The 16,919-nt window shown below is 73.5% G+C and carries 22 protein-coding genes; 14 read left to right on the top strand and 8 right to left on the bottom strand.

Annotated features, from left to right (window positions below):
* The first annotated feature begins 68 nt into the window (after nucleotides 1-68).
* Entirely contained in the window at nucleotides 69-554 is a 486-nt protein-coding gene (locus ACN9MM_RS37780; RefSeq protein WP_426368331.1) for a hypothetical protein, read from the top strand.
* Here the strand turns inward: ACN9MM_RS37780 and ACN9MM_RS37775 are convergent.
* Nucleotides 545-1,321 carry an SDR family oxidoreductase gene (locus tag ACN9MM_RS37775; RefSeq protein WP_426368330.1) on the bottom strand — a complete coding sequence of 259 codons (777 nt, stop codon included), beginning with the start codon at nucleotides 1,319-1,321 and terminating at the stop codon, nucleotides 545-547. The two genes, ACN9MM_RS37780 and ACN9MM_RS37775, sit on opposite strands and share 10 nt — an antisense overlap.
* Nucleotides 1,322-1,436: 115 nt before the next feature.
* On the opposite strand from ACN9MM_RS37775, the gene ACN9MM_RS37770 reads away from it, so the two are divergent.
* The 4 genes from ACN9MM_RS37770 (at nucleotide 1,437) to ACN9MM_RS37755 (ending at nucleotide 4,055) form a co-directional block, all read left to right on the top strand.
* Nucleotides 1,437-1,964 carry an RrF2 family transcriptional regulator gene (locus ACN9MM_RS37770; protein WP_426368329.1) on the top strand — a complete coding sequence of 176 codons (528 nt, stop codon included), beginning with the start codon at nucleotides 1,437-1,439 and terminating at the stop codon, nucleotides 1,962-1,964.
* A 56-nt stretch (nucleotides 1,965-2,020) separates the two neighbouring features.
* Nucleotides 2,021-2,596 carry a GNAT family N-acetyltransferase gene (locus tag ACN9MM_RS37765; protein ID WP_426368328.1) on the top strand — a complete coding sequence of 192 codons (576 nt, stop codon included), beginning with the start codon at nucleotides 2,021-2,023 and terminating at the stop codon, nucleotides 2,594-2,596.
* 137 nt (nucleotides 2,597-2,733) lie between these two features.
* Nucleotides 2,734-3,315 carry a hypothetical protein gene (locus ACN9MM_RS37760; protein ID WP_426368327.1) on the top strand — a complete coding sequence of 194 codons (582 nt, stop codon included), beginning with the start codon at nucleotides 2,734-2,736 and terminating at the stop codon, nucleotides 3,313-3,315.
* Between the two features lie 89 nt (nucleotides 3,316-3,404).
* A complete protein-coding gene (locus ACN9MM_RS37755; protein WP_426368326.1) occupies nucleotides 3,405-4,055 on the top strand; it encodes a CatB-related O-acetyltransferase in 651 nt (216 codons plus the stop codon).
* Between the two features lie 14 nt (nucleotides 4,056-4,069).
* Here the strand turns inward: ACN9MM_RS37755 and ACN9MM_RS37750 are convergent, their stop codons facing one another.
* Complete coding sequence (locus ACN9MM_RS37750; protein ID WP_426368325.1) at nucleotides 4,070-5,047, bottom strand: quinone oxidoreductase family protein; 978 nt, start codon at nucleotides 5,045-5,047, stop codon at nucleotides 4,070-4,072.
* Nucleotides 5,048-5,179: 132 nt separating this feature from the next.
* Here ACN9MM_RS37750 and ACN9MM_RS37745 point away from each other — a divergent pair, with 132 nt between their 5' ends.
* Nucleotides 5,180-5,524 carry an ArsR/SmtB family transcription factor gene (locus ACN9MM_RS37745; RefSeq protein WP_383667403.1) on the top strand — a complete coding sequence of 115 codons (345 nt, stop codon included), beginning with the start codon at nucleotides 5,180-5,182 and terminating at the stop codon, nucleotides 5,522-5,524.
* A 37-nt stretch (nucleotides 5,525-5,561) separates the two neighbouring features.
* On the opposite strand, the gene ACN9MM_RS37740 is transcribed toward ACN9MM_RS37745, so the two are convergent.
* Nucleotides 5,562-6,290: a hypothetical protein gene (locus tag ACN9MM_RS37740; RefSeq protein WP_426368324.1), complete on the bottom strand. Its 729-nt coding sequence runs from the start codon at nucleotides 6,288-6,290 to the stop codon at nucleotides 5,562-5,564.
* A gap of 140 nt (nucleotides 6,291-6,430) precedes the next feature.
* Here ACN9MM_RS37740 and ACN9MM_RS37735 point away from each other — a divergent pair, with 140 nt between their 5' ends.
* Nucleotides 6,431-7,624 (top strand): MFS transporter, encoded by a 1,194-nt coding sequence (locus tag ACN9MM_RS37735; RefSeq protein WP_426368323.1) that lies wholly within the window; start codon nucleotides 6,431-6,433, stop codon nucleotides 7,622-7,624.
* A gap of 3 nt (nucleotides 7,625-7,627) precedes the next feature.
* Here ACN9MM_RS37735 and ACN9MM_RS37730 read toward each other — a convergent pair whose 3' ends face one another.
* Genes ACN9MM_RS37730 through ACN9MM_RS37720 form a run of 3 tightly spaced genes read right to left on the bottom strand, consistent with a single transcriptional unit; the run spans nucleotide 7,628 to nucleotide 10,086 of the window.
* Nucleotides 7,628-8,707 carry a sensor histidine kinase gene (locus ACN9MM_RS37730; protein ID WP_426368322.1) on the bottom strand — a complete coding sequence of 360 codons (1,080 nt, stop codon included), beginning with the start codon at nucleotides 8,705-8,707 and terminating at the stop codon, nucleotides 7,628-7,630.
* The gene (locus ACN9MM_RS37725) at nucleotides 8,700-9,374 is read right to left on the bottom strand and encodes a response regulator transcription factor (RefSeq protein ID WP_426368321.1); all 675 of its coding nucleotides are present in this window, start codon (nucleotides 9,372-9,374) and stop codon (nucleotides 8,700-8,702) included. The genes ACN9MM_RS37730 and ACN9MM_RS37725 overlap by 8 nt, the downstream gene beginning before the upstream one ends.
* A 10-nt stretch (nucleotides 9,375-9,384) precedes the next feature.
* Nucleotides 9,385-10,086: a VanZ family protein gene (locus tag ACN9MM_RS37720; RefSeq protein WP_426368320.1), complete on the bottom strand. Its 702-nt coding sequence runs from the start codon at nucleotides 10,084-10,086 to the stop codon at nucleotides 9,385-9,387.
* Between the two features lie 203 nt (nucleotides 10,087-10,289).
* Here ACN9MM_RS37720 and ACN9MM_RS37715 point away from each other — a divergent pair, with 203 nt between their 5' ends.
* From ACN9MM_RS37715 to ACN9MM_RS37690, 6 genes are all read left to right on the top strand, one after another.
* Nucleotides 10,290-11,513, top strand: a complete 1,224-nt coding sequence (locus ACN9MM_RS37715) for a PP2C family protein-serine/threonine phosphatase (protein WP_426368319.1) — start codon at nucleotides 10,290-10,292, stop codon at nucleotides 11,511-11,513.
* 152 nt (nucleotides 11,514-11,665) lie between these two features.
* Nucleotides 11,666-12,289 carry a histidine phosphatase family protein gene (locus tag ACN9MM_RS37710; protein WP_426368318.1) on the top strand — a complete coding sequence of 208 codons (624 nt, stop codon included), beginning with the start codon at nucleotides 11,666-11,668 and terminating at the stop codon, nucleotides 12,287-12,289.
* A 154-nt stretch (nucleotides 12,290-12,443) separates the two neighbouring features.
* Nucleotides 12,444-12,830, top strand: coding sequence for a VOC family protein (locus tag ACN9MM_RS37705; RefSeq protein WP_426368317.1), 387 nt, complete (start codon nucleotides 12,444-12,446; stop codon nucleotides 12,828-12,830).
* 100 nt (nucleotides 12,831-12,930) lie between these two features.
* Entirely contained in the window at nucleotides 12,931-13,416 is a 486-nt protein-coding gene (locus ACN9MM_RS37700) for an SRPBCC family protein (RefSeq protein WP_426368316.1), read from the top strand.
* A gap of 127 nt (nucleotides 13,417-13,543) precedes the next feature.
* Nucleotides 13,544-14,467 carry an MBL fold metallo-hydrolase gene (locus ACN9MM_RS37695; protein WP_426368315.1) on the top strand — a complete coding sequence of 308 codons (924 nt, stop codon included), beginning with the start codon at nucleotides 13,544-13,546 and terminating at the stop codon, nucleotides 14,465-14,467.
* Nucleotides 14,464-14,601 carry a hypothetical protein gene (locus tag ACN9MM_RS37690; RefSeq protein ID WP_426368314.1) on the top strand — a complete coding sequence of 46 codons (138 nt, stop codon included), beginning with the start codon at nucleotides 14,464-14,466 and terminating at the stop codon, nucleotides 14,599-14,601. Before ACN9MM_RS37695 ends, ACN9MM_RS37690 begins: the two co-directional genes overlap by 4 nt.
* A 25-nt stretch (nucleotides 14,602-14,626) precedes the next feature.
* Here the strand turns inward: ACN9MM_RS37690 and ACN9MM_RS37685 are convergent, their stop codons facing one another.
* Both ACN9MM_RS37685 and ACN9MM_RS37680 read right to left on the bottom strand, forming a co-directional pair.
* Nucleotides 14,627-15,298 carry a hypothetical protein gene (locus tag ACN9MM_RS37685; RefSeq protein ID WP_426368313.1) on the bottom strand — a complete coding sequence of 224 codons (672 nt, stop codon included), beginning with the start codon at nucleotides 15,296-15,298 and terminating at the stop codon, nucleotides 14,627-14,629.
* 61 nt (nucleotides 15,299-15,359) lie between these two features.
* The gene (locus ACN9MM_RS37680) at nucleotides 15,360-15,779 is read right to left on the bottom strand and encodes a hypothetical protein (protein ID WP_426368311.1); all 420 of its coding nucleotides are present in this window, start codon (nucleotides 15,777-15,779) and stop codon (nucleotides 15,360-15,362) included.
* A 179-nt stretch (nucleotides 15,780-15,958) separates the two neighbouring features.
* On the opposite strand from ACN9MM_RS37680, the gene sigJ reads away from it, so the two are divergent.
* Complete coding sequence (gene sigJ / locus ACN9MM_RS37675; RefSeq protein ID WP_426368310.1) at nucleotides 15,959-16,912, top strand: RNA polymerase sigma factor SigJ; 954 nt, start codon at nucleotides 15,959-15,961, stop codon at nucleotides 16,910-16,912.
* Nucleotides 16,913-16,919: the final 7 nt, after the last annotated feature.

The raw sequence follows: 16,919 nt of genomic DNA, 5'->3' as shown, positions 1-16,919 counted from the left end.
CCTGCCGGAACCGGTCCCGGACCGGGCCGCCGCCCGGGCACCGTGCCCCGCACGGCAGGATGGTGCCCATGTGTGCCTTCTTCGATACGCCCGCGCCCCGTCGGATACCGGCGGGCGAGTACCCGCTCTGGGACCGGGCCCTCGCCCTCGTCAACCGGGATCTCGCGGCGACCCTGCCGGACGAGGAACCCCTGCGGCTGCTGGGACTTCCCGCGGACGACGGGGACGAGGGCGAGAACGTCTACGTCGGCATGGCCAACGGCGAGTGGCAGGGCAACTTCCTGGAACCGGACCCGTCCGGCGACGCGCTCGGCGCCCTGGCGGCCGTCGCCGACGCCGCACAGGAGACGGTGTCCGAACTCCTGTGGCGGGCGTGGCCGTTGTGCGGGGAACACAACCTCGGCATGCACGTGTACGAGGCCGACGGGCAGCTGTCCTGGTGGTGTTCGGGTGGGACGACACCGCGCGAATCGGCGCACCTCCGTGCCGCCGTGGGCGGTCTCGACGCCCTCGTCCGAGCGCGCCGCCCCCACCGCAGGCACCGTCAGGCCTGACCGGGGAGCCCCTGCGCCGGTTCGCCGGCCCGGGTGGCGTTCAGCCAGTCCCGGTAGTGGGTGGGGCCCCGGCGGGCGTCGGGGCCGCCGACGAGGACGTCGCCGCGGACGGTGGCGAACATGCCCGCCCCGTCGTCGGTGACGACGCGGCGGCCGTCGTCGCGCGCGGCCAGCGTGATCCGGCCGATCTCGTCGAGGGCGAGGACGTCGGGTCCGGTGACGTCGAGCGTGCCGTCGAGCGGCGCCGCGGTCGCGACGTCCGCGAGGGCCCGGACCACGTCCGAGGAGGCGATCGGCCGGAGCGGGGTGGCGGGCAGGCGGACGACGCCGTCGACCGCTGTCCAGGAGAGCACGGCGTCCATGAACTCGAAGAACTGGGTGGCGCGGACGATCGAGTACGGCGTCGGCCCGTCACGCAGCAGGTCCTCCTGGAGCACCTTCGCGCGGTAGTAGTCCAGGTCGGGGACCTGGTCGACCCCGACGATCGAGAGGGCGACCTGGTGGCGCACCCCGGCCTCCTCCCCCGCGCGGAGCAGACCGCTCACGGTCGTGCGGAAGAAGTCGAGGGAGTGCTCGTCGAAGGTCGGGGAGTTGGTCACGTTGACGACCGTCTCCGCGCCGTGGAGCGCCTCCGCGAGGCCTGTGCCGGTGAGCAGGTCCACCCCCGAGGACAGTGAGGCCGGAACCACGTCGTGGCCGGCGTCGCGCAGCGTGGCGACGAGCTGGGAGCCGATGAGGCCGGTGCCTCCGATGACGGTGATCTTCATGGTGTGCCTTCCTTCGCGGGTCGGTCAGGACCCCGGGACGCAAACTCGGATACCCGATGTCCGAGATAATACTCGGATATCCTGTGTCCGGGTCAAACGGAGGCGGGGCGATCGCATGAAACTGTCCGGTGGCGTGGAGTGGGCGCTGCACTGCTGTGTGGTGCTGACGGCGGCGACCCGACCGGTCCCCGCGGCCCGCCTCGCGCAGCTGCACGACGTGTCGCCGAGCTACCTGGCCAAGCAGATGCAGGCGCTGTCCCGGGCCGGCCTCGTGCGCTCCGTGCAGGGCAAGACCGGCGGATACGTTCTGACCAGGGAGGCCGGCGAGATCACCCTGCTCGACGTGGTGCGGGCCGTCGACGGCCCCGATCCGGCGTTCGTCTGCACGGAGATCCGGCAGCGTGGACCCCTGGCGACCCCACCGGAGAAGTGCACGAGACCGTGCCCGATCGCGCGGGCCATGGGAGCCGCGGAGGCCGCGTGGAGGGCCTCCCTCGACGCGATGACCATCGCCGACCTCGTCACCTCGGTCGAGGGCGACAGCGGACCCGACGCCCTCCCGGCGGTCGGCTCCTGGCTGACTGCGGGCACCGACGCGCACTCGGCGGACGCGGACGCCGTCGCGGACGCGCCGCAGACGTAGCGGCCGACCGGGGACGCGGGAACGGCCCGGTGTCCGCGGTGGCTAGGCTGGCGATCATGACGCCGGCGATCCCCCACGAAGCGACCGTTCAGCCCGTGCTCCTCGACGCGAGGGAGCTGACCTCCGATCCGGCCCTGTGGGCGGGATGCGCGGACGCGGCCCACCGGATCCTGGCGGGCCTGGTCCGTGGCGGGGCCCCGCTCGGCTGGGTCGAGCCGCCCTCGCGGGACGAGGTGGCGGAGCTTCTCGGTCACGTCGTCTCCGCCGTACGGGCCGGGGACGGCGCGCTGCGCGTCGCGTATCGCGACCGCCGGCTCGTCGGTCTGGGGTACTGGCTCCGCTACGCCCGCCCGACCCATCGCCCCCACGCCGACCTCGAGAAGGTCGCGGTGGACCCGGCGGCCCAGGGGCTCGGTGTCGGCAGGGCACTGACCGCCGCTCTGATCGCGGACGCCCGCACGGCGGGGATCGAGGTGCTGACCCTGGACGCCCGTGGCGACAACGACCACGCGCTGCGCCTCTACCGGTCGCTCGGCTTCACCGAGTACGGCCGCCTGCCCGACTTCGTCGCCGTCGGCGAACGCCGCTACGACAAGGTCTTCTGCATGCTGGACCTCCGCCGGCAGGACTGACCGGCGACCGCGCGCCTCCGACCCCCTACCCGGGTACGAGGCCGGCCCGGCACCGTGGTGTGACGTGGCCGACGGCGACCCTCCCCTAACCTCCGGGCGTCGGCAGGAGCCGACGACCACGAGAACGGGGACCGGTCATGTCATCTCTCGGTTCGCGGGGTACCCGCACCGAGCGGCCCGCTTCGCGCGCCACGTCCGCACGATCCGCCAGGAGGATCGGGTACGCGGCCTCGCTGCTGCCCGCCGCGCTGCTCACGCCGGCCCTGGTGGCGGCCGGGCGCTCGGACCTGGCGCGCGCCTGGTGGGCCCGGGTCGACGAGCAGGATTCGGCCGCTCTCTCATCGGCCCGGCGCCCCGGCGCGTGGAGACTCTCGGCACACGCGCTGATGTCCGTACCGCTCGGCCTGCTCGCCCTCGTGCCCGTGGGGGTCGAGGTCCTCTTCGTCCTGCGCGGCGTGCTCTACCCCGTCGTCGATCACGGCCCGTACGACCATTCCTGGGGCGGCCCGAGCATGGCCGGGGCATGGGCCGCGCACTTCCTGATCGGCCTGGCGCTCGCGGCCGCCGGTCTGGGCGCCCTGTGGCTCCTGAACCGTCTGCACTCCCGGCTCGCGGGCTGGACGTGGGGCCGCAGGGTGGGGGCGGGTCCCGTGTGCGCTCTGCCGGTCCTGCTCGCGGCGGGCGTCGTCCTGGTCATCGCGTGGACCCACCAGCTGTGACGAGCGAGAGGCGCGGGAAACCGGTGTCGCCGAAGCCGTGATCCCGCGATCATGGACCGGTCACCGCCCCCGTCAGCGAGGAATCGACCATGCCCGTACCCGCCGATCCCACCGTCCTCCACCCGATGCCCGAGCACCCTCGGGTGGTGCTGCTCCGCCCCCTCGTGACGTCACCGCTGATCGAGGTCGGGGAGTTCTCGTACTACGACGATCCCGAGCACGCGACCGCGTTCGAGACGCGGAACGTGCTCTACCACTATGGGCCGGAGAAGCTGGTCATCGGCAGGTTCTGCGCGCTCGGCACCGGAGTGCGGTTCCTCATGAACGGCGCCAACCACCGTATGGACGGGCCCTCGACCTTCCCCTTCCCCACCATGGGCGGCTCGTGGTCGGAGCACTTCGACCTGCTCACCGGCCTGCCGAACCGCGGGGACACCGTCGTCGGGAACGACGTCTGGTTCGGGCACGGCACGACGGTCATGCCCGGTGTGCGGATCGGTCACGGCGCGATCATCGGCTCCGGTGCCGTGGTCACCTACGACGTCCCCGACTACGGCATCGTCGGCGGGAACCCGGCGCGCCTCATCCGTACCCGCTACGACGACGGGGACGTCGCCCGGCTGCTCGCGGTGGCCTGGTGGGACTGGCCCCTGGAGCACATCACCGCGCACGTACGGACGATCATGTCGGGCAGCGTCGCCGACCTGGAGGCCGTCGCGCCGCGCACCGGCCGCCGGTAGTTCCCCCGCCGATCTCAGTCCTTCACGCGCAGCAGGAGCTTGCCCGTGGAGGTGCGCCCGCCCAGGAGCCGGTGCGCCTCGACCGCTTCGGCCAGGGAGAACTCGGCGGTGACGGGGAGGGTCACCGCCCCCTCGGACACCGCGCGCAGGGCGCGCTCGGTGAGGGCACGCGCGGCGGCGGGTGCCGTCTGGGCGAGGCTCAGGACGGAGAAGCCCGCGACGGAGTGGGCCTGGCCGTACAGTTCGGGCTGGCCGACCTGCCACGGCGCGTCCCCGCCGGCGTTGCCGAAGGAGACGAGGCGCCCGAAGGCTGCCAGGGCGCCCAGGCCGCGGCGCAGCGTGTCGCCGCCCACCGGGTCGAGGACGAGGTCGACTCCCCTGCCCCCGGTGACCCGCCGGACGTCCTCGTCGAAGGTGTCGGGGCGGAAGATCTCGTCGTAGCCGTACTTCAGGGCGTACGCGGCCTTCGCCTCGGTGGAGGCGACTCCGTACACCGCCCCGGCGCCCGCCGCCCGGGCCAGTTGGCCGACGGCGGTGCCGATGCCTCCCGCCGCGCCGTGCACCAGCACGCTCTCTCCCGCGCGGAGCCGGCCGACCTCGTGGATGAGGGCGTGGGCGGTCGGCAGGACGGTGGGAAGGGTCGCCGCGGTCCTCAGATCGAGTCCCTCGGGAAGCGGGAAGACGGTCTCGGCCCGGGCGACCACCACCTCGGCGTACGCGCCCCCGCCGACGAGGGCGGCGACCTCCTGGCCGACTTCGAGTCCCTCGACTCCCTCGCCGAGGGCCCGGACGTGGCCGGAGACCTCCAGGCCGGGGCGGTAGGGCAGGGCGTCGACCCGGTAGCCCTCCGCGCGCGCCTTGACGTCGGCGAAGTTCACTCCGGCCCAGGCGACGTCGATGGCCACCTGGCCCGGTCCCGGCTGAGGTGCCGCGGCCTCGACGAGTCGCAGGACCTCGGGGCCGCCGTACTCGTGGAACTCGATCGCGCGCATGGACGAACCATCCTTCGAGGAGTGCTCGGACGGAGCCGAGACAGAGTGTTCAACGGGAGGCGAACACTCGCACTGTATGATGACCATCGGACATTGGGCAAGCGCATGAGCCACGACGAAGGAGTGAGCGGCATGGCGGAGCAGGCTGGGAGCGCGGGGCACCGCGCGGCGCCGGTGCACACGCACCCCGACGACGTCGCCCTCCTCACCGCGCTCTCCGCGCTCGCGGACCCCGTGCGCATCCAGCTGGTCCGCGAACTGGCCGCCCAGCCCGACTGGACGCTCAGCTGCAGCAACTTCGACGTGCCCGTCGGCAGGGCGGCCAAGAGCCACCACTTCACCGTGCTGCGCGGCGCGGGCCTCGTCGAGCAGCGCGACCAGGGGCCGAAGCGGCTCAACCGGCTTCGCCGGGAGGAGTTCGACGCCCGCTTCCCCGGCCTTCTCGACCTCACGCTGCGCGCCGACGACGTGGACTGAGCCCCGCGCCCCCGCACGCGGGACGGGGGTGTCCGCCTCAGCCGACGCGGTCGGTCGCCGTGACCCGGTGGACCTCCAGGCCGGGCGCGGCGAGCAGGTCGGCGATCAGTTCCTCGGATCCGCAGACGTACGTGCTCACGAGGTCGACGTCACCGCCCACGCACCAGGCCCGGTCCCGAGGCCACCACAGGTCGGGGAGTTCGAGGAACGGGTCCAGGAGCACGGGCGACACGGCGTCGGCCAGGGTTCCGTACAACAGGACCTCGTCCCGGCCCGGGGTGAAGAAGGTGGGGATGCCCTCCCAGTTCCACCGGCCGTACCCGTCCCACACTCCGTAGCAGCAGCTCTCCGGCGTGGCCGTGTGCCGCGCGAGGACGGGGATCAGGGCGCGGGCGACGCCTTCGGGCGTGGGCCCTTCGGCGGGATGCTCGTCCCACACGCCCGGCAGGCCGTACTCCTCCGCGTTCTGGTAGTACCGCTCCGCGCCGATCACCTCGTACCAGTCCGTCAGCGCCTCGATCCGCCCACCCCGGGCCGCGGCCACCGTGTCCCAGCGGACCGGTCGCTCGTCGAGCTCCGCGGGATGCAGCACGCGCGCGTACGCCGGGAATCCGGGCGCGGCGACACCGGCGACGGTGCCGAAGTCCCCGTGCCCGGGGTGGCGTTCGGTGAGCCAGTGCGCGGGCCCGAGGTCGTCGGTCTCCACGCGCAGGCGTCCGTAGGGTGCGGGCCAGGGTTCGCTGCCCGAGCGGGTCCATCCGTCCATGCGCACAGTCTGCCCCGGGCCGGCGCCGCCGGCCGCTCCGTCCTGGTCCACGGCGGTCGGACGTCCGTGCCACGGCGGTCACCCGCTCGCGGGCGTCGCGTTGCCGGGCGGGCGCGGACGGCGGGGTTACGGTCGGCTGCATGGTTGGTGATCGTCAAGGGTGGCTCCGGTGCCTGCTGGCCGGCGCCGTGTTCGTCGTGGGGATGACCGGCACCACGCTGCCGACCCCGCTCTACCCCCTCTACCAGGAGAAGTTCGGGTTCTCCGAGCTGACGGTGACCGTCGTGTACGCCGTGTACGCCTTCGGAGTCATCGGCGTCCTGCTCCTGGCGGGGAACGCCTCCGACACCGTCGGGAGACGGCCCACGCTGCTGTGGGGGCTCGGCTTCGCGGCGGCGAGCGCGGTCTGCTTCCTGTCCGCCGACGCGCTGGGATGGCTGTACGCGGGCCGGCTGCTCTCGGGCCTGTCGGCCGGCCTGTTCACCGGGGCCGCCACCGCGTACGTCATGGACCTCGCGCCGCCCGGCGGCCAGTCCCGGGCGACGCTCGTGGCGACCGCGGCCAACATGGGCGGCCTCGGCTGCGGGCCGCTGCTCGCCGGGCTGCTCGCGGAGTACGCCCCCGAGCCGCTGCTGCTCCCGTTCGCCGTGCACCTCGCCCTGGTGGCCGTGTCCGCCGTCGTCCTCCTGCGGCTGCCGGAGACCGTGCGGGACCCGCGTCCGCTGACCGCCGTACGGCCGCAACGGCCGGCGCTGCCCGCGGAGGTCCGCCCGGTGTTCGTGCCGGCGGCCATCGCCTCCTTCGCGGGGTTCGCCCTGTTCGGGGTGTTCACCTCGGTCAGCCCCGCCTTCCTGGCCCGCTTCCTGCACGTCGACAACCATGCCGTGAGCGGGCTGATCGTCGCGCTCGCCTTCTTCGCCTCCACCGCCGGACAGCTGGCCGTCGGCCGCTTCGGGGTGTCCCGGTCCCTGCCGCTGGGCTGCGTGGTGCTCTTCGCCGGCCTGGCCTTCCTGGCGGGCGCGCTGTCCGTGGAGGTCCTCGCGCTCGTCGTCCTCGCCGCCGTCGTCGGCGGGGTCGGCCAGGGGCTCTCCTTCCGCGCGGCGATGTCCGCCGTCGCCGCGGCCGCCCCGGTGGAGCAGCGTGCGGCGGTGATCTCGACGCTGTTCGTCGTCGCGTACACCGGAATCTCGATCCCGGTCACCGGGGTCGGCCTCCTGGCCGGACCGCTCGGCCTGGAGCAGGCGGGCCTGGTGTTCACCGGCGTCATGCTGGTCCTGGTCACCTCGGCAGCGGTGTACCTGCTGCGCAGGCCGGTGAGGACGGCGGGACCGTGATCCCTACCGGGTGCCGGGGAGCCGGACCGTGACGAGGAGACCGCCGTCGGGGCGGGGCGCGAGGTCGAGGGTCCCGTCGTGGGCGCGGACGACGCTGTGCACGATGGCGAGGCCCAGGCCGACGCCCCCGTGCTCCTCGGTGCGGACGCGTTCCGTTCCGCGCCGGAACGGTTCGGTGAGGGTCGGGACCAGTTCCGGCGGGAGCGGACGACCCGTGTTCTCGACCCCCAGGACGCTCGTGTCGCCCTCCGTCCCGGTGTGGACCGTCACGGTGCCGCCGGCGGGGAGGTTGTGGACGAGGGCGTTCTGGACGAGGTTCGTCACCATCCGGAGCAGGAGCTCCGCCGAGCCGCTCGTCCGGGCCTCCCCGCCCGTGACGTCGAGCGTGATCCCGCGCTGCTCGGCGAGGGGCAGCAGGGTTTCGGCGGCTTCCTCCGCGGTGAGGGAGAGGTCGACGGTCTCGCGGTGGAGGTGCGCGCGGTCGCTGCGGCTGAGGACGAGGAGGGCTTCGGTGAGGTCGATCGCGCGCGTGTTCACGACGTACAGCCGTTCGACGAGTTCGCCCCGGTCCCGCGTGGGGTCCTTGCGTGCGACGTCGAGGAGGGTGCGCGAGACGGCGAGCGGGGTGCGCAGTTCGTGCGAGGCGTTCGCGGCGAACCGCCGCTGCTCCTCGACGTGGGACTCCAGCTCTTCGAGCATCGAGTCGAACGCGTCGGACAGTTCGCGGAACTCGTCCCGGCGGCCCGTCATGCGGATGCGGTGGGACAGCGACCCCTTCCCGGCCGTCCGCGCCGCGGCCGTGATCCGGGTGAGCGGTGCGAGCATCCGGCCGGCGAGGATCCAACCCCCGACGAGGCCGAACACGAGCAGGAAGGCCATCGCCACCGCCGCGGCGGGGGCGAAGGTGTGCACGAGCAGATAGCGGTTGGGCGAGATCCCGAGAAGGCCCCGCTCGTTGTCGGGGACGTATCGCAGCAGGAACCCCCACACCACGGCCAGCAGGAGGGCACCGGCGACGGCGAGGAATCCGGCGTAGCTGAGGGTGAGCCGCAGCCGGGCACTGAGCCCGGGACGCCTATCCATGCGTACGGCCGGTGTCGATCCGGTAGCCGACGCCGGGCACCGTGCTGATGACCCACGGCTCGCCGAGCCGTTTGCGCAGGGCGGAGACGGTGATGCGCACGGCGTTGGTGAGGGGGTCGGCGTTCTCGTCCCAGGCCCGTTCGAGGAGCTCCTCGGCGCTGACGACCCCGCCCTCGGCGGCGGTCAGGACGTCGAGCACGGCGAACTGTTTGCGGGTGAGCGCGACAGGGCGGCCGTCGCGGTGGACCTCCCGGCGGAAGGGGTCGAGTCGAAGGCCGGCGATCTCCCGGACCGGGGGCCGGGCGTACGCGCGCCTGCGGTCGAGCGCCCTCAGCCGCAGGACGAGCTCCCGCAGGTCGAAGGGTTTGGTGAGGTAGTCGTCCGCGCCGAGCTCGAACCCGGAGGCCTTGTCGTCGATCCGGTCGGCGGCGGTGAGCATGAGGATCGGGATGCCGCTGCCGGAGGCGACGATGCGCCGGGCGACCTCGTCGCCGGAGGGGCCGGGGATGTCCCGGTCGAGGACCGCGAGGTCGTAGGAGTGGACGCCGAGCATCTCCAGGGCGGAGTCGCCGTCACCGGCGATGTCGGCGGCGATCGCCTCCAGACGCAGGCCGTCCCGGACGGCCTCGGCCAGATAGGGCTCGTCCTCCACGATCAGTACACGCATGGCGCCCAGCCTAGGCAGCGCCGCATGTCGCCGGCGTATGCCCCGACCGCGCCGCGTCCGCGGCGCGCCACCAGCGACGGGACGCCAGCGCGGCCAGCACGGCGCCGGTGGTGTTGACCAGGACGTCGTCCACGGAGGAGACCCGGTCGAGCCGCAGGACGTACTGCGCGGTCTCGATCAGGACCGAGCAGCCCGCCCCGAGCGCCAGGACGCGCGGCAGGGACGCCAGGGCGGCGAAGCGCACCGGGGCGAAGAACCCCAGCGACGCGAGGACCAGCAGATTGCCGGCGATCCCGAGCGGACCCATCGTGGCCAGGTCCCGCAGCGGCACCGGGCTCACCCGGCCGGGGACGGTACCGGCCCCGGCGCCCGGCATCATGGTCAGCCACAGGAACGGCACGGTCCCGTGGACCATGCCCACCTCGGCCAGGGACAGCCGCCAGGCCGCGGCGACACCGGCGGCCCGCCGGCGGAGCGTCAGGCCCCACGCCACGATCACGGCCGCCGGCAGCGCGACCAGGGTCATCAGCACCACACCGTTGAACGTGTCGAAGCAGCCGTGCCACGGCCCCGCCACGCACCGGGGAGCGGCCATCAGGAGCGGTCCCCGCAGGACGTACCCGGCGCTCGCGAGAGTGAAGAGCGCAAGTGCGACGGCCACGGTCCGGCGCGTGCGGCGGGGCGGCGCCGGAGTGGCGGTGTGGAGGTTCATGTGCCCATGACAGACGGTGGGGCGTTGCGGGAGCGTATGCGTTTCTCGATACGCCCGCGATACACGCCCTCGCCGGACGCCCGGCCCGGGCGGGGCCCGCCCGTGACGCGCGGACGGATCGCGTCCGGAGGCCGTCGTCCGCGGGCGGGCCTATCGTGGGGGCAGTCTCACGGCCGGACCCGCGGCGTACGGGCAGGTGAAGGGTGAACGGACCCGGGATCGACTACGAAGCGGTTTTCCAGGCCCTGCCGGGTGCCGTCGCGCTGCTCACCCCGGGGCTGGTCTACGCGGCCGTCAACGAGGCGTACCTCCTGACGTCCGGCCGGACGCGCGAGCAGCTCGTCGGCCGGCACCTCTTCGACGCCTTCCCCGACAACCCGGACGATCCGTCCGCGACCGGCGTGCGCAATCTGCGGGCCTCCCTGGAACGGGTCCTGGCCACCGGGGAGCGCGACACCATGGCGCTGCAGCGGTACGACGTGGAATCCCCGAACCGGTCCGGGCACTGGCAGGAGCGGTACTGGAGCCCGGTCAACGTCCCCGTCCTCGCCCCCGACGGTTCCGTGTCCCTGCTGCTGCACCGTGTGGAGGAGGTCACGGAACTGCTCCAGGCCCGTGGCACCCAGGGCGGGGACCAGCCACGTGCCCTGGAGTCCGAGCTCTACACCCGCGCCAGGGAACTCCAGGAGGTCAACGAGCGGCTCCGCCGTGCCCATGCCCAGGAGCGCGAGGTGGCGCTCCACCTCCAGAAGGCGATGCTGCCCCCGCCGCGCCCCCTCGGCCATCACCACGCGGCCGTGCGCTACCGGCCTGCCACCGAAGCACTGAACGTCTGCGGCGACTGGTACGACCTCGTCGAGCTGCCCGGCCGCACCGCGGTCGCCGTCGGCGACGTCGTCGGCCACGGCCTGCGTGCCGCCGGTGTCATGGGGCTGCTCCGCAGCGCACTGTCGGCCGCCTGCCGCGTCGCCGCCGGACCCGCCCAGGCCCTCGACGTCCTCGACCTGTACTCCCGGGACGTCGACGGCGCCGAGTCCACCACCGCCGTGTCCGTCGTCATCGACTGGCGGAGCCGCGTCCTCACGTACAGCAGCGCCGGGCACCCCCCTCCCCTCCTCTGCCGCCCCGACGGCACCGTGGAGTTGCTCGACCGGGCCACCGACCCCCCGCTCGGCGCCCGTCCCGACGCTGCGCCCCGGCCGCAGGCCGAGACCGCCTTCACCGACGGTTCGGTGCTCGCCCTCTATACCGACGGCCTCGTCGAGCGCCGCCGTGAGGACATCGACACGGGCCTGAACCGGCTCGCCGAGGCCCTCGCCCGGCACCGGAACGACCACCCCGAGGCCCTCGCCGACACCCTGCTCACCGAGCTCACCCCGCCCACCGGGACGACCGACGACACGGCCCTGGTCCTCCTCCGTCTCTGACGCGCCGAGGTGACCCCGAGGGGCCGTGCGGCACGGTGTCCCGGGGTCCGTCGTGCCCGGACGCCCCCTTCCCCGGCGGTGGAACCGCACGGCGCCGGACCGCGTCCGTCCACACGTTCGCAAGATCATGAATCGCGCCCGAGGAGTCGAGCATGACGAAGACAGCCGACCGTTTTCTGTACCTGGCCCGCCACGGTGAGGCGAACGAGGACGAGAGCGCGTTGACGGACCGCGGCCGCCGCCAGGCCGTCCTGCTCGGCGAGCGGCTCCGGAAGGCCCCGCTGACGGCGATCCACCACGGCCCGCTGGCCCGCGCGGCGCAGACGGCCCGGCTGATCGGCGATCAGCTCGACGGGGTTCCCCTGCGGGTGTCGTCGCCGGCCGGCGACTACATCCCCTACGTGCCGCGGCACGAGGAGCTGCCCCCGAGGTCGGCCGACGCGATGCTCGGGTTCCTGGCCCAGTTCCCGGCGGAGGAGCGGGAACAGGGGCCCGGGCTCGCCGCCGAGGCCCTCGCGCGGTTCACCGGGCCCGTCGACGGCGACCGGCCGGTCCACGAACTCGTCGTCACGCACAACTTCCTCCTCGCCTGGCTCGTCCGCGAGGCCCTGGAGGCTCCCCGGGCGCGCTGGATGGGCATCAACCACGCCAACGCCGCACTGACGGTCATCCGTTACACGGCCGACCGTGCCCCGGCCGTCCTGTTCCTCAACGACACCGGGCACCTCCCCGCCGACCTGCGCTGGACCGGCTTCCCCGCCGAGCTCCACATCTGAGCTCCGCGTCCGCCGGCGAGGGGCGACGGCCCGTACCGCCGCGTCCCGGAGGCGGTCGGTCCGCATCGTGGACGTCCGGACCCCTTGATCGCGCCCTCCGCAGTCACCATGATCATCAGGACGAGACCCACCCCAGAGAGGTACGGAACCCATCATGCGCGTCACAGCCTTCGACCACCTCGTGCTCAACGTCACCGACGTCGACAAGGCGCTGGAGTTCTACACCGGCGCCCTGGGCCTCGCTCCCGAGCGGGTCGAGGAGTGGCGGGCGGGCAAGGTGTCGTTCCCGTCCGTGCGCATCAACGAGAACACCGTCATCGACCTCTTCTCCCGCCCCCGGGGCGAGTCCAACGTCGACCACATCTGCCTCGTCGTGGACCCCCTGGACTGGCAGGAGGTCATCGACTCCGGCACGTTCGAGGTCCTGGAGGGACCGGTCCCGCGCTGGGGCGCGCGCGGCTCGGCCCAGTCGGTCTACGTGAAGGACCCCGACGGCAACACGGTCGAACTGCGCTGGTACCCGCAGGACGTCGAGAACTGAACCGGCTCGCCGATCAGGGGACAGACGTCTCACGGGCCCGCTAACGTACCGGCGAGTAGCAAGGGTGGGACCGTCCCACCGGGTGCGAGGGGAGCGGGCCGTGGACCGACAGTGGAGTCTTGAGGAGAGCACGGTCGTCGACGCTCCGCCGGAGCTCGTCTACCGGCTGGTCTCGGACCTTCGGAACATGGGCCGCTGGAGCCCGGAGTGCCGGTACGTGTGGGTGCTGCGGCCGCCGGCGCGCACCGGAACCCGGTTCGTCGGGTTCAACCGGCGCGGACCGTTCCTCTGGCCCACCCTCGGGCGGGTGAGCGCGCTGCGCCCGAACAGCGAGTTCGTCTTCGACATCAGCGTGTTCGGCCTGCCGATCGCCCGCTGGGGCTACCGGTTCGAGCCGGAAGGCACCGGGACACGACTCACCGAGTTCTGGCAGGACCTCCGGACCGACGGGCGGCGGGCCCGTGCGGCCGACCTGCTGGGCACGGTGTTCGCCGGGACGAACCCGGCCCGCCGGGTCGCGCTGAACCGGGCCGGAATGCGGACCACCCTGGAACGCATCGCCCGCACCGCGACGGCCGGGACCTGAGCGGCGGCGCCGTGCTCGGGGCACGGCCCACGGCGCCCCGGGCGGGCCGCTGCCGCGTCGGCGGTTCGTCCGCGTCGACGGTCCGTGCACCCCGCCCCTGATGTCCCTCGCAGCCGAAGGAGAGCACGTGCAGGAACCCCATGCGGCAGGAACAGGCGCGCCGGGGCGGAGGAGCGGGCCCCGGGACGCGAGCGCCGCGGGCCGGCGGCCGTCCGCGCCTCCGTCGCTGCCGTCCTGGGCGTCCTGGTGGCAGCGGCCGTTCCCCGACGCCAACACGCTCCTGCTGCGCGGGAGGCAACCGGCCCTGGTCGACTCGGGGTTCGTCGGCCACGCCCGGGAGACCGCCGACTGGGCCCGCGCCCGGGCCGGCGCGATCGGCCTGGTCGTGAACACGCACTGGCACTCCGACCACGTCGGCGGCAACGCCCTCCTCCAGGCCGGGGGCGCCGGCATCGCCGCCGGGGCGCCCGAGGCCGAGGCGATCTCCCGCCGGGACCCCGGCTGCTGCTCGGCGGAGTACCTGGACCAGCCGGTCGCCCCGTACACCGTGGACATGGCCCTCGACGACGGGCAGGTCCTCCGGCTCGGCGACACCGACTGGGAGGTCGTCCGCACGCCCGGTCACACGCCCGGCCACCTGGCCCTCTGGCAGCCGGAGGAACGGCTGCTCGTGGTCGGTGACGCGCTGTCGGACTACGACGTCGGCTGGGTCGACCTCGCCCTCGACGGGCCCGACGCGGCGGCCACCGCACTCGCCTCCCTCCAGCGGATGGCCGACCTCGACGCGCGCGTGATCCTGCCCTCCCACGGCCCGGTCCCGGCCGACACCGGTGCCGCCTTCGCCGCCGCGCTGCGCCGGGGCCGACGGCTCGTCGACGACCCCGACGGGGCCGTCTGGTACGGCGCCCGCCGGATCCTCGCGTTCGCGCTCATGATCCGTGACGGCATCCCGGCCGCGGAGATCGAGCCGTACCTCCACGCGCGCGCGTGGCTGACCGACGCCGCACGCCTCCTGCGCTCACGCCCGAGACGCTCGCCGACGAGCTGGTGACGTCCATGCTCTCCGGCGGGGCGATCGTCCTGCGCGAGGGGCGGCTGCACGCCGCGGCCGGCCACACCCCCGTGGCGGCCGGCTCGCTGCGTGTGCCCTTCCCGCGCGCGTGGCCGGCCCCGGAGCCACGCTGACGCGCGGGGTCACGCGATCGCCGGCTCACCAGTCGATGTGCGCCGCGATCCACTCGGTCAGGCCGTCCTCGTCCCCGGCGGGCGGAAGCCCGGGGGCGCAGTCGAGGGGCGTGCAGGACAGTTGCAGATGGGTGAGGTAGCCGTACGGGCCGTTGTCCGCTGCCGGCCCCAGCACCAGGGCGTGGGTCGCGGTGCGCCAGACCCGGTGCGTCAGGGTGGGCCCGGTGACCAGGCTCTCGGCGGACCGCGTCGTCCGTTCGGGCGGCGTGCCGAGGTGCTCGGTCACTGCCCGCGCGGCCTCCGCGAGGACCTCCTCGCACGCGTCGACCGTGCTCGGCCTGCCGCCGGTCCAGCCGGGCTGTTCCCGCCAGCGGTCCATGAGGCCGTACAGCCATGAGGCGTTGGCCATGTCCTCATCGTGCGGGTCGACGGGGTACACCTCTCCGAAGACCAGGAAGGTCCGGGCCTCCGGGCTTCCGAAGGGGCTGACGACGTCGGTGCAGAGCACGTGGCCGTGGGTGGTCCGGTAGGACTCGCAGACGAGCGAGTCCTCCCACACCCAGCCCCGGAGTCCGGCTTCCGCGTCGACGGCGTCGGAGTCGTCCGGGACGGGAGGTACGGCCGGCAGCGCCACGAGTTCGGCCACGGCCCCGGTCGTCAGCGGCCGGTGGGCAAGGGCATGGACGGGAACAGACATGCGGACCACAGTAGATCGACTCCGTCCGTGCGCCCGCACCCGGGAGGCCGCCCGACGGTGGCTACCGCTGCCGTACGGCCGGACCGTCCTGCCGCCGGGACGTGAGGATCCGGCCCAGGTCCAGCACGCTCAGGCCGAACATCAGGACGCCCAGGGGGACATGGAGGGACGGCTCGTGGGCGATCCCCAGCACCACCTGCGCCGAGGCGAGGACGAGGAAGCCGGTCGAGTAGAGGATGGGGCGGGGCGAGCCGCCGCCCGGCTTCCAGGCGAGGACCGCCGCGATCACGTACAGCATGGTCGCGCCGTACATGACGCGTGCTCCGACGCCGTGCAGCACCTCGCCCTGCGAGGAGGAGAGCAACAGCCCGGCGGTGGAGGCCTGGAAGAAGAGGGAGAGGGTCTGCAGGGCTATCGAGACCTGGACGAAGGTACGGATTCCGCTGCCCTGAACTGCCGTGGTCTGTGCGGTGCTGGCCATGACGTGATCCTTTTCTTCTGCCTCGCGGCGGTGGCTCGGTAGTGTCTCGTCCGTCCGACGACGCAGGCCCGTGAAATGTGAGGCGGGACGCCGACTTTCTCCTCCGGCGCGGTTCTTCGTCACGCGGGCGCAGGGCGCGAGCGGCGTCGGACGAGACGAACCAGGGAGCAGTCGCGATCATGAGCACCCCCACCGTGCCGGGGCACGACCGGTCCGAGCCGGACCTGAGCGTGGTCGTCGGAGAGCGGCGCCAGTTGCTCAACCTCGGCTACCGGCTGCTCGGTTCACTCGCCGAGGCCGAGGACGCCGTACAGGAGACGTACGCCCGCTGGTACGCGATGCCCCCGGAGCGGCGCGGGGCCGTCGAGTCGCCCGGGGCGTGGCTGACGACGGTGGCCGGCCGTGTCTGCCTGGACATGCTCGGCTCCGCGCGTGTCCGGCGCGAGCGTTACGTCGGGACGTGGATACCCGAACCGCTGCCCGACCGCGCGGAGTGGTCGAGCGTGCGGACCGACGGCGGCGGGTCCGCGCCGGCCGATCCCGCCGACCGGATCACCCTGGACGAGTCGGTGAACATGGCGTTCCTCGTCGTGCTGGAGTCGATGACGCCGGCCGAACGCGTCGCGTTCATCCTGCACGACGTCTTCCGGTACCCCTTCGGCGAGATAGCCGACGTCGTCGGCCGCTCCCCCGCCGCCTGCCGGCAACTGGCGACCTCGGCCCGTCGGCGTGTCCGCGCCGCGCGGACCCCGGCCGTCCCTGCGGCCCGGCAGGCCGCCCTGGTCCGGGAGTTCAAGGAGGCGTGGGAGGCCAGGAACATCAAGGCCCTGGTCGACCTGCTGGACCCCGACGCCACGATGGCGGCCGACGGCGGCGGCCTCGTCGGCGCCGTGCTCCGTCCGGTCGAGGGCAGCAGGCTCATCGCCCAGTACCTCGTTCACATCGCCGACAAGGCCCCCGGACTGACCCTTCTGGAGCGGACGGTCAACGGGGTGCCCGGCCTCGTCGCCCAGAACGCCGGTGCCACCGTGACGGTGGCGGCGTTCGAGCTCGTCGAGGGCCGTGTCGCCCGCATCTGGGCCGTACGCAACCCGGAGAAGCTCCGACCGTGGACGGAGGAGGGGCCGAGCTGACGGCTCG

Origin of the sequence: Streptomyces sp. E-08 (assembly GCF_049913095.1) — a bacterium.
Classification (GTDB): Bacteria; Actinomycetota; Actinomycetes; order Streptomycetales; family Streptomycetaceae; genus Streptomyces.
The sequence above is the reverse complement of the archived record's forward strand: the minus strand, read 5'-3'. Positions and strand labels throughout refer to the sequence as shown.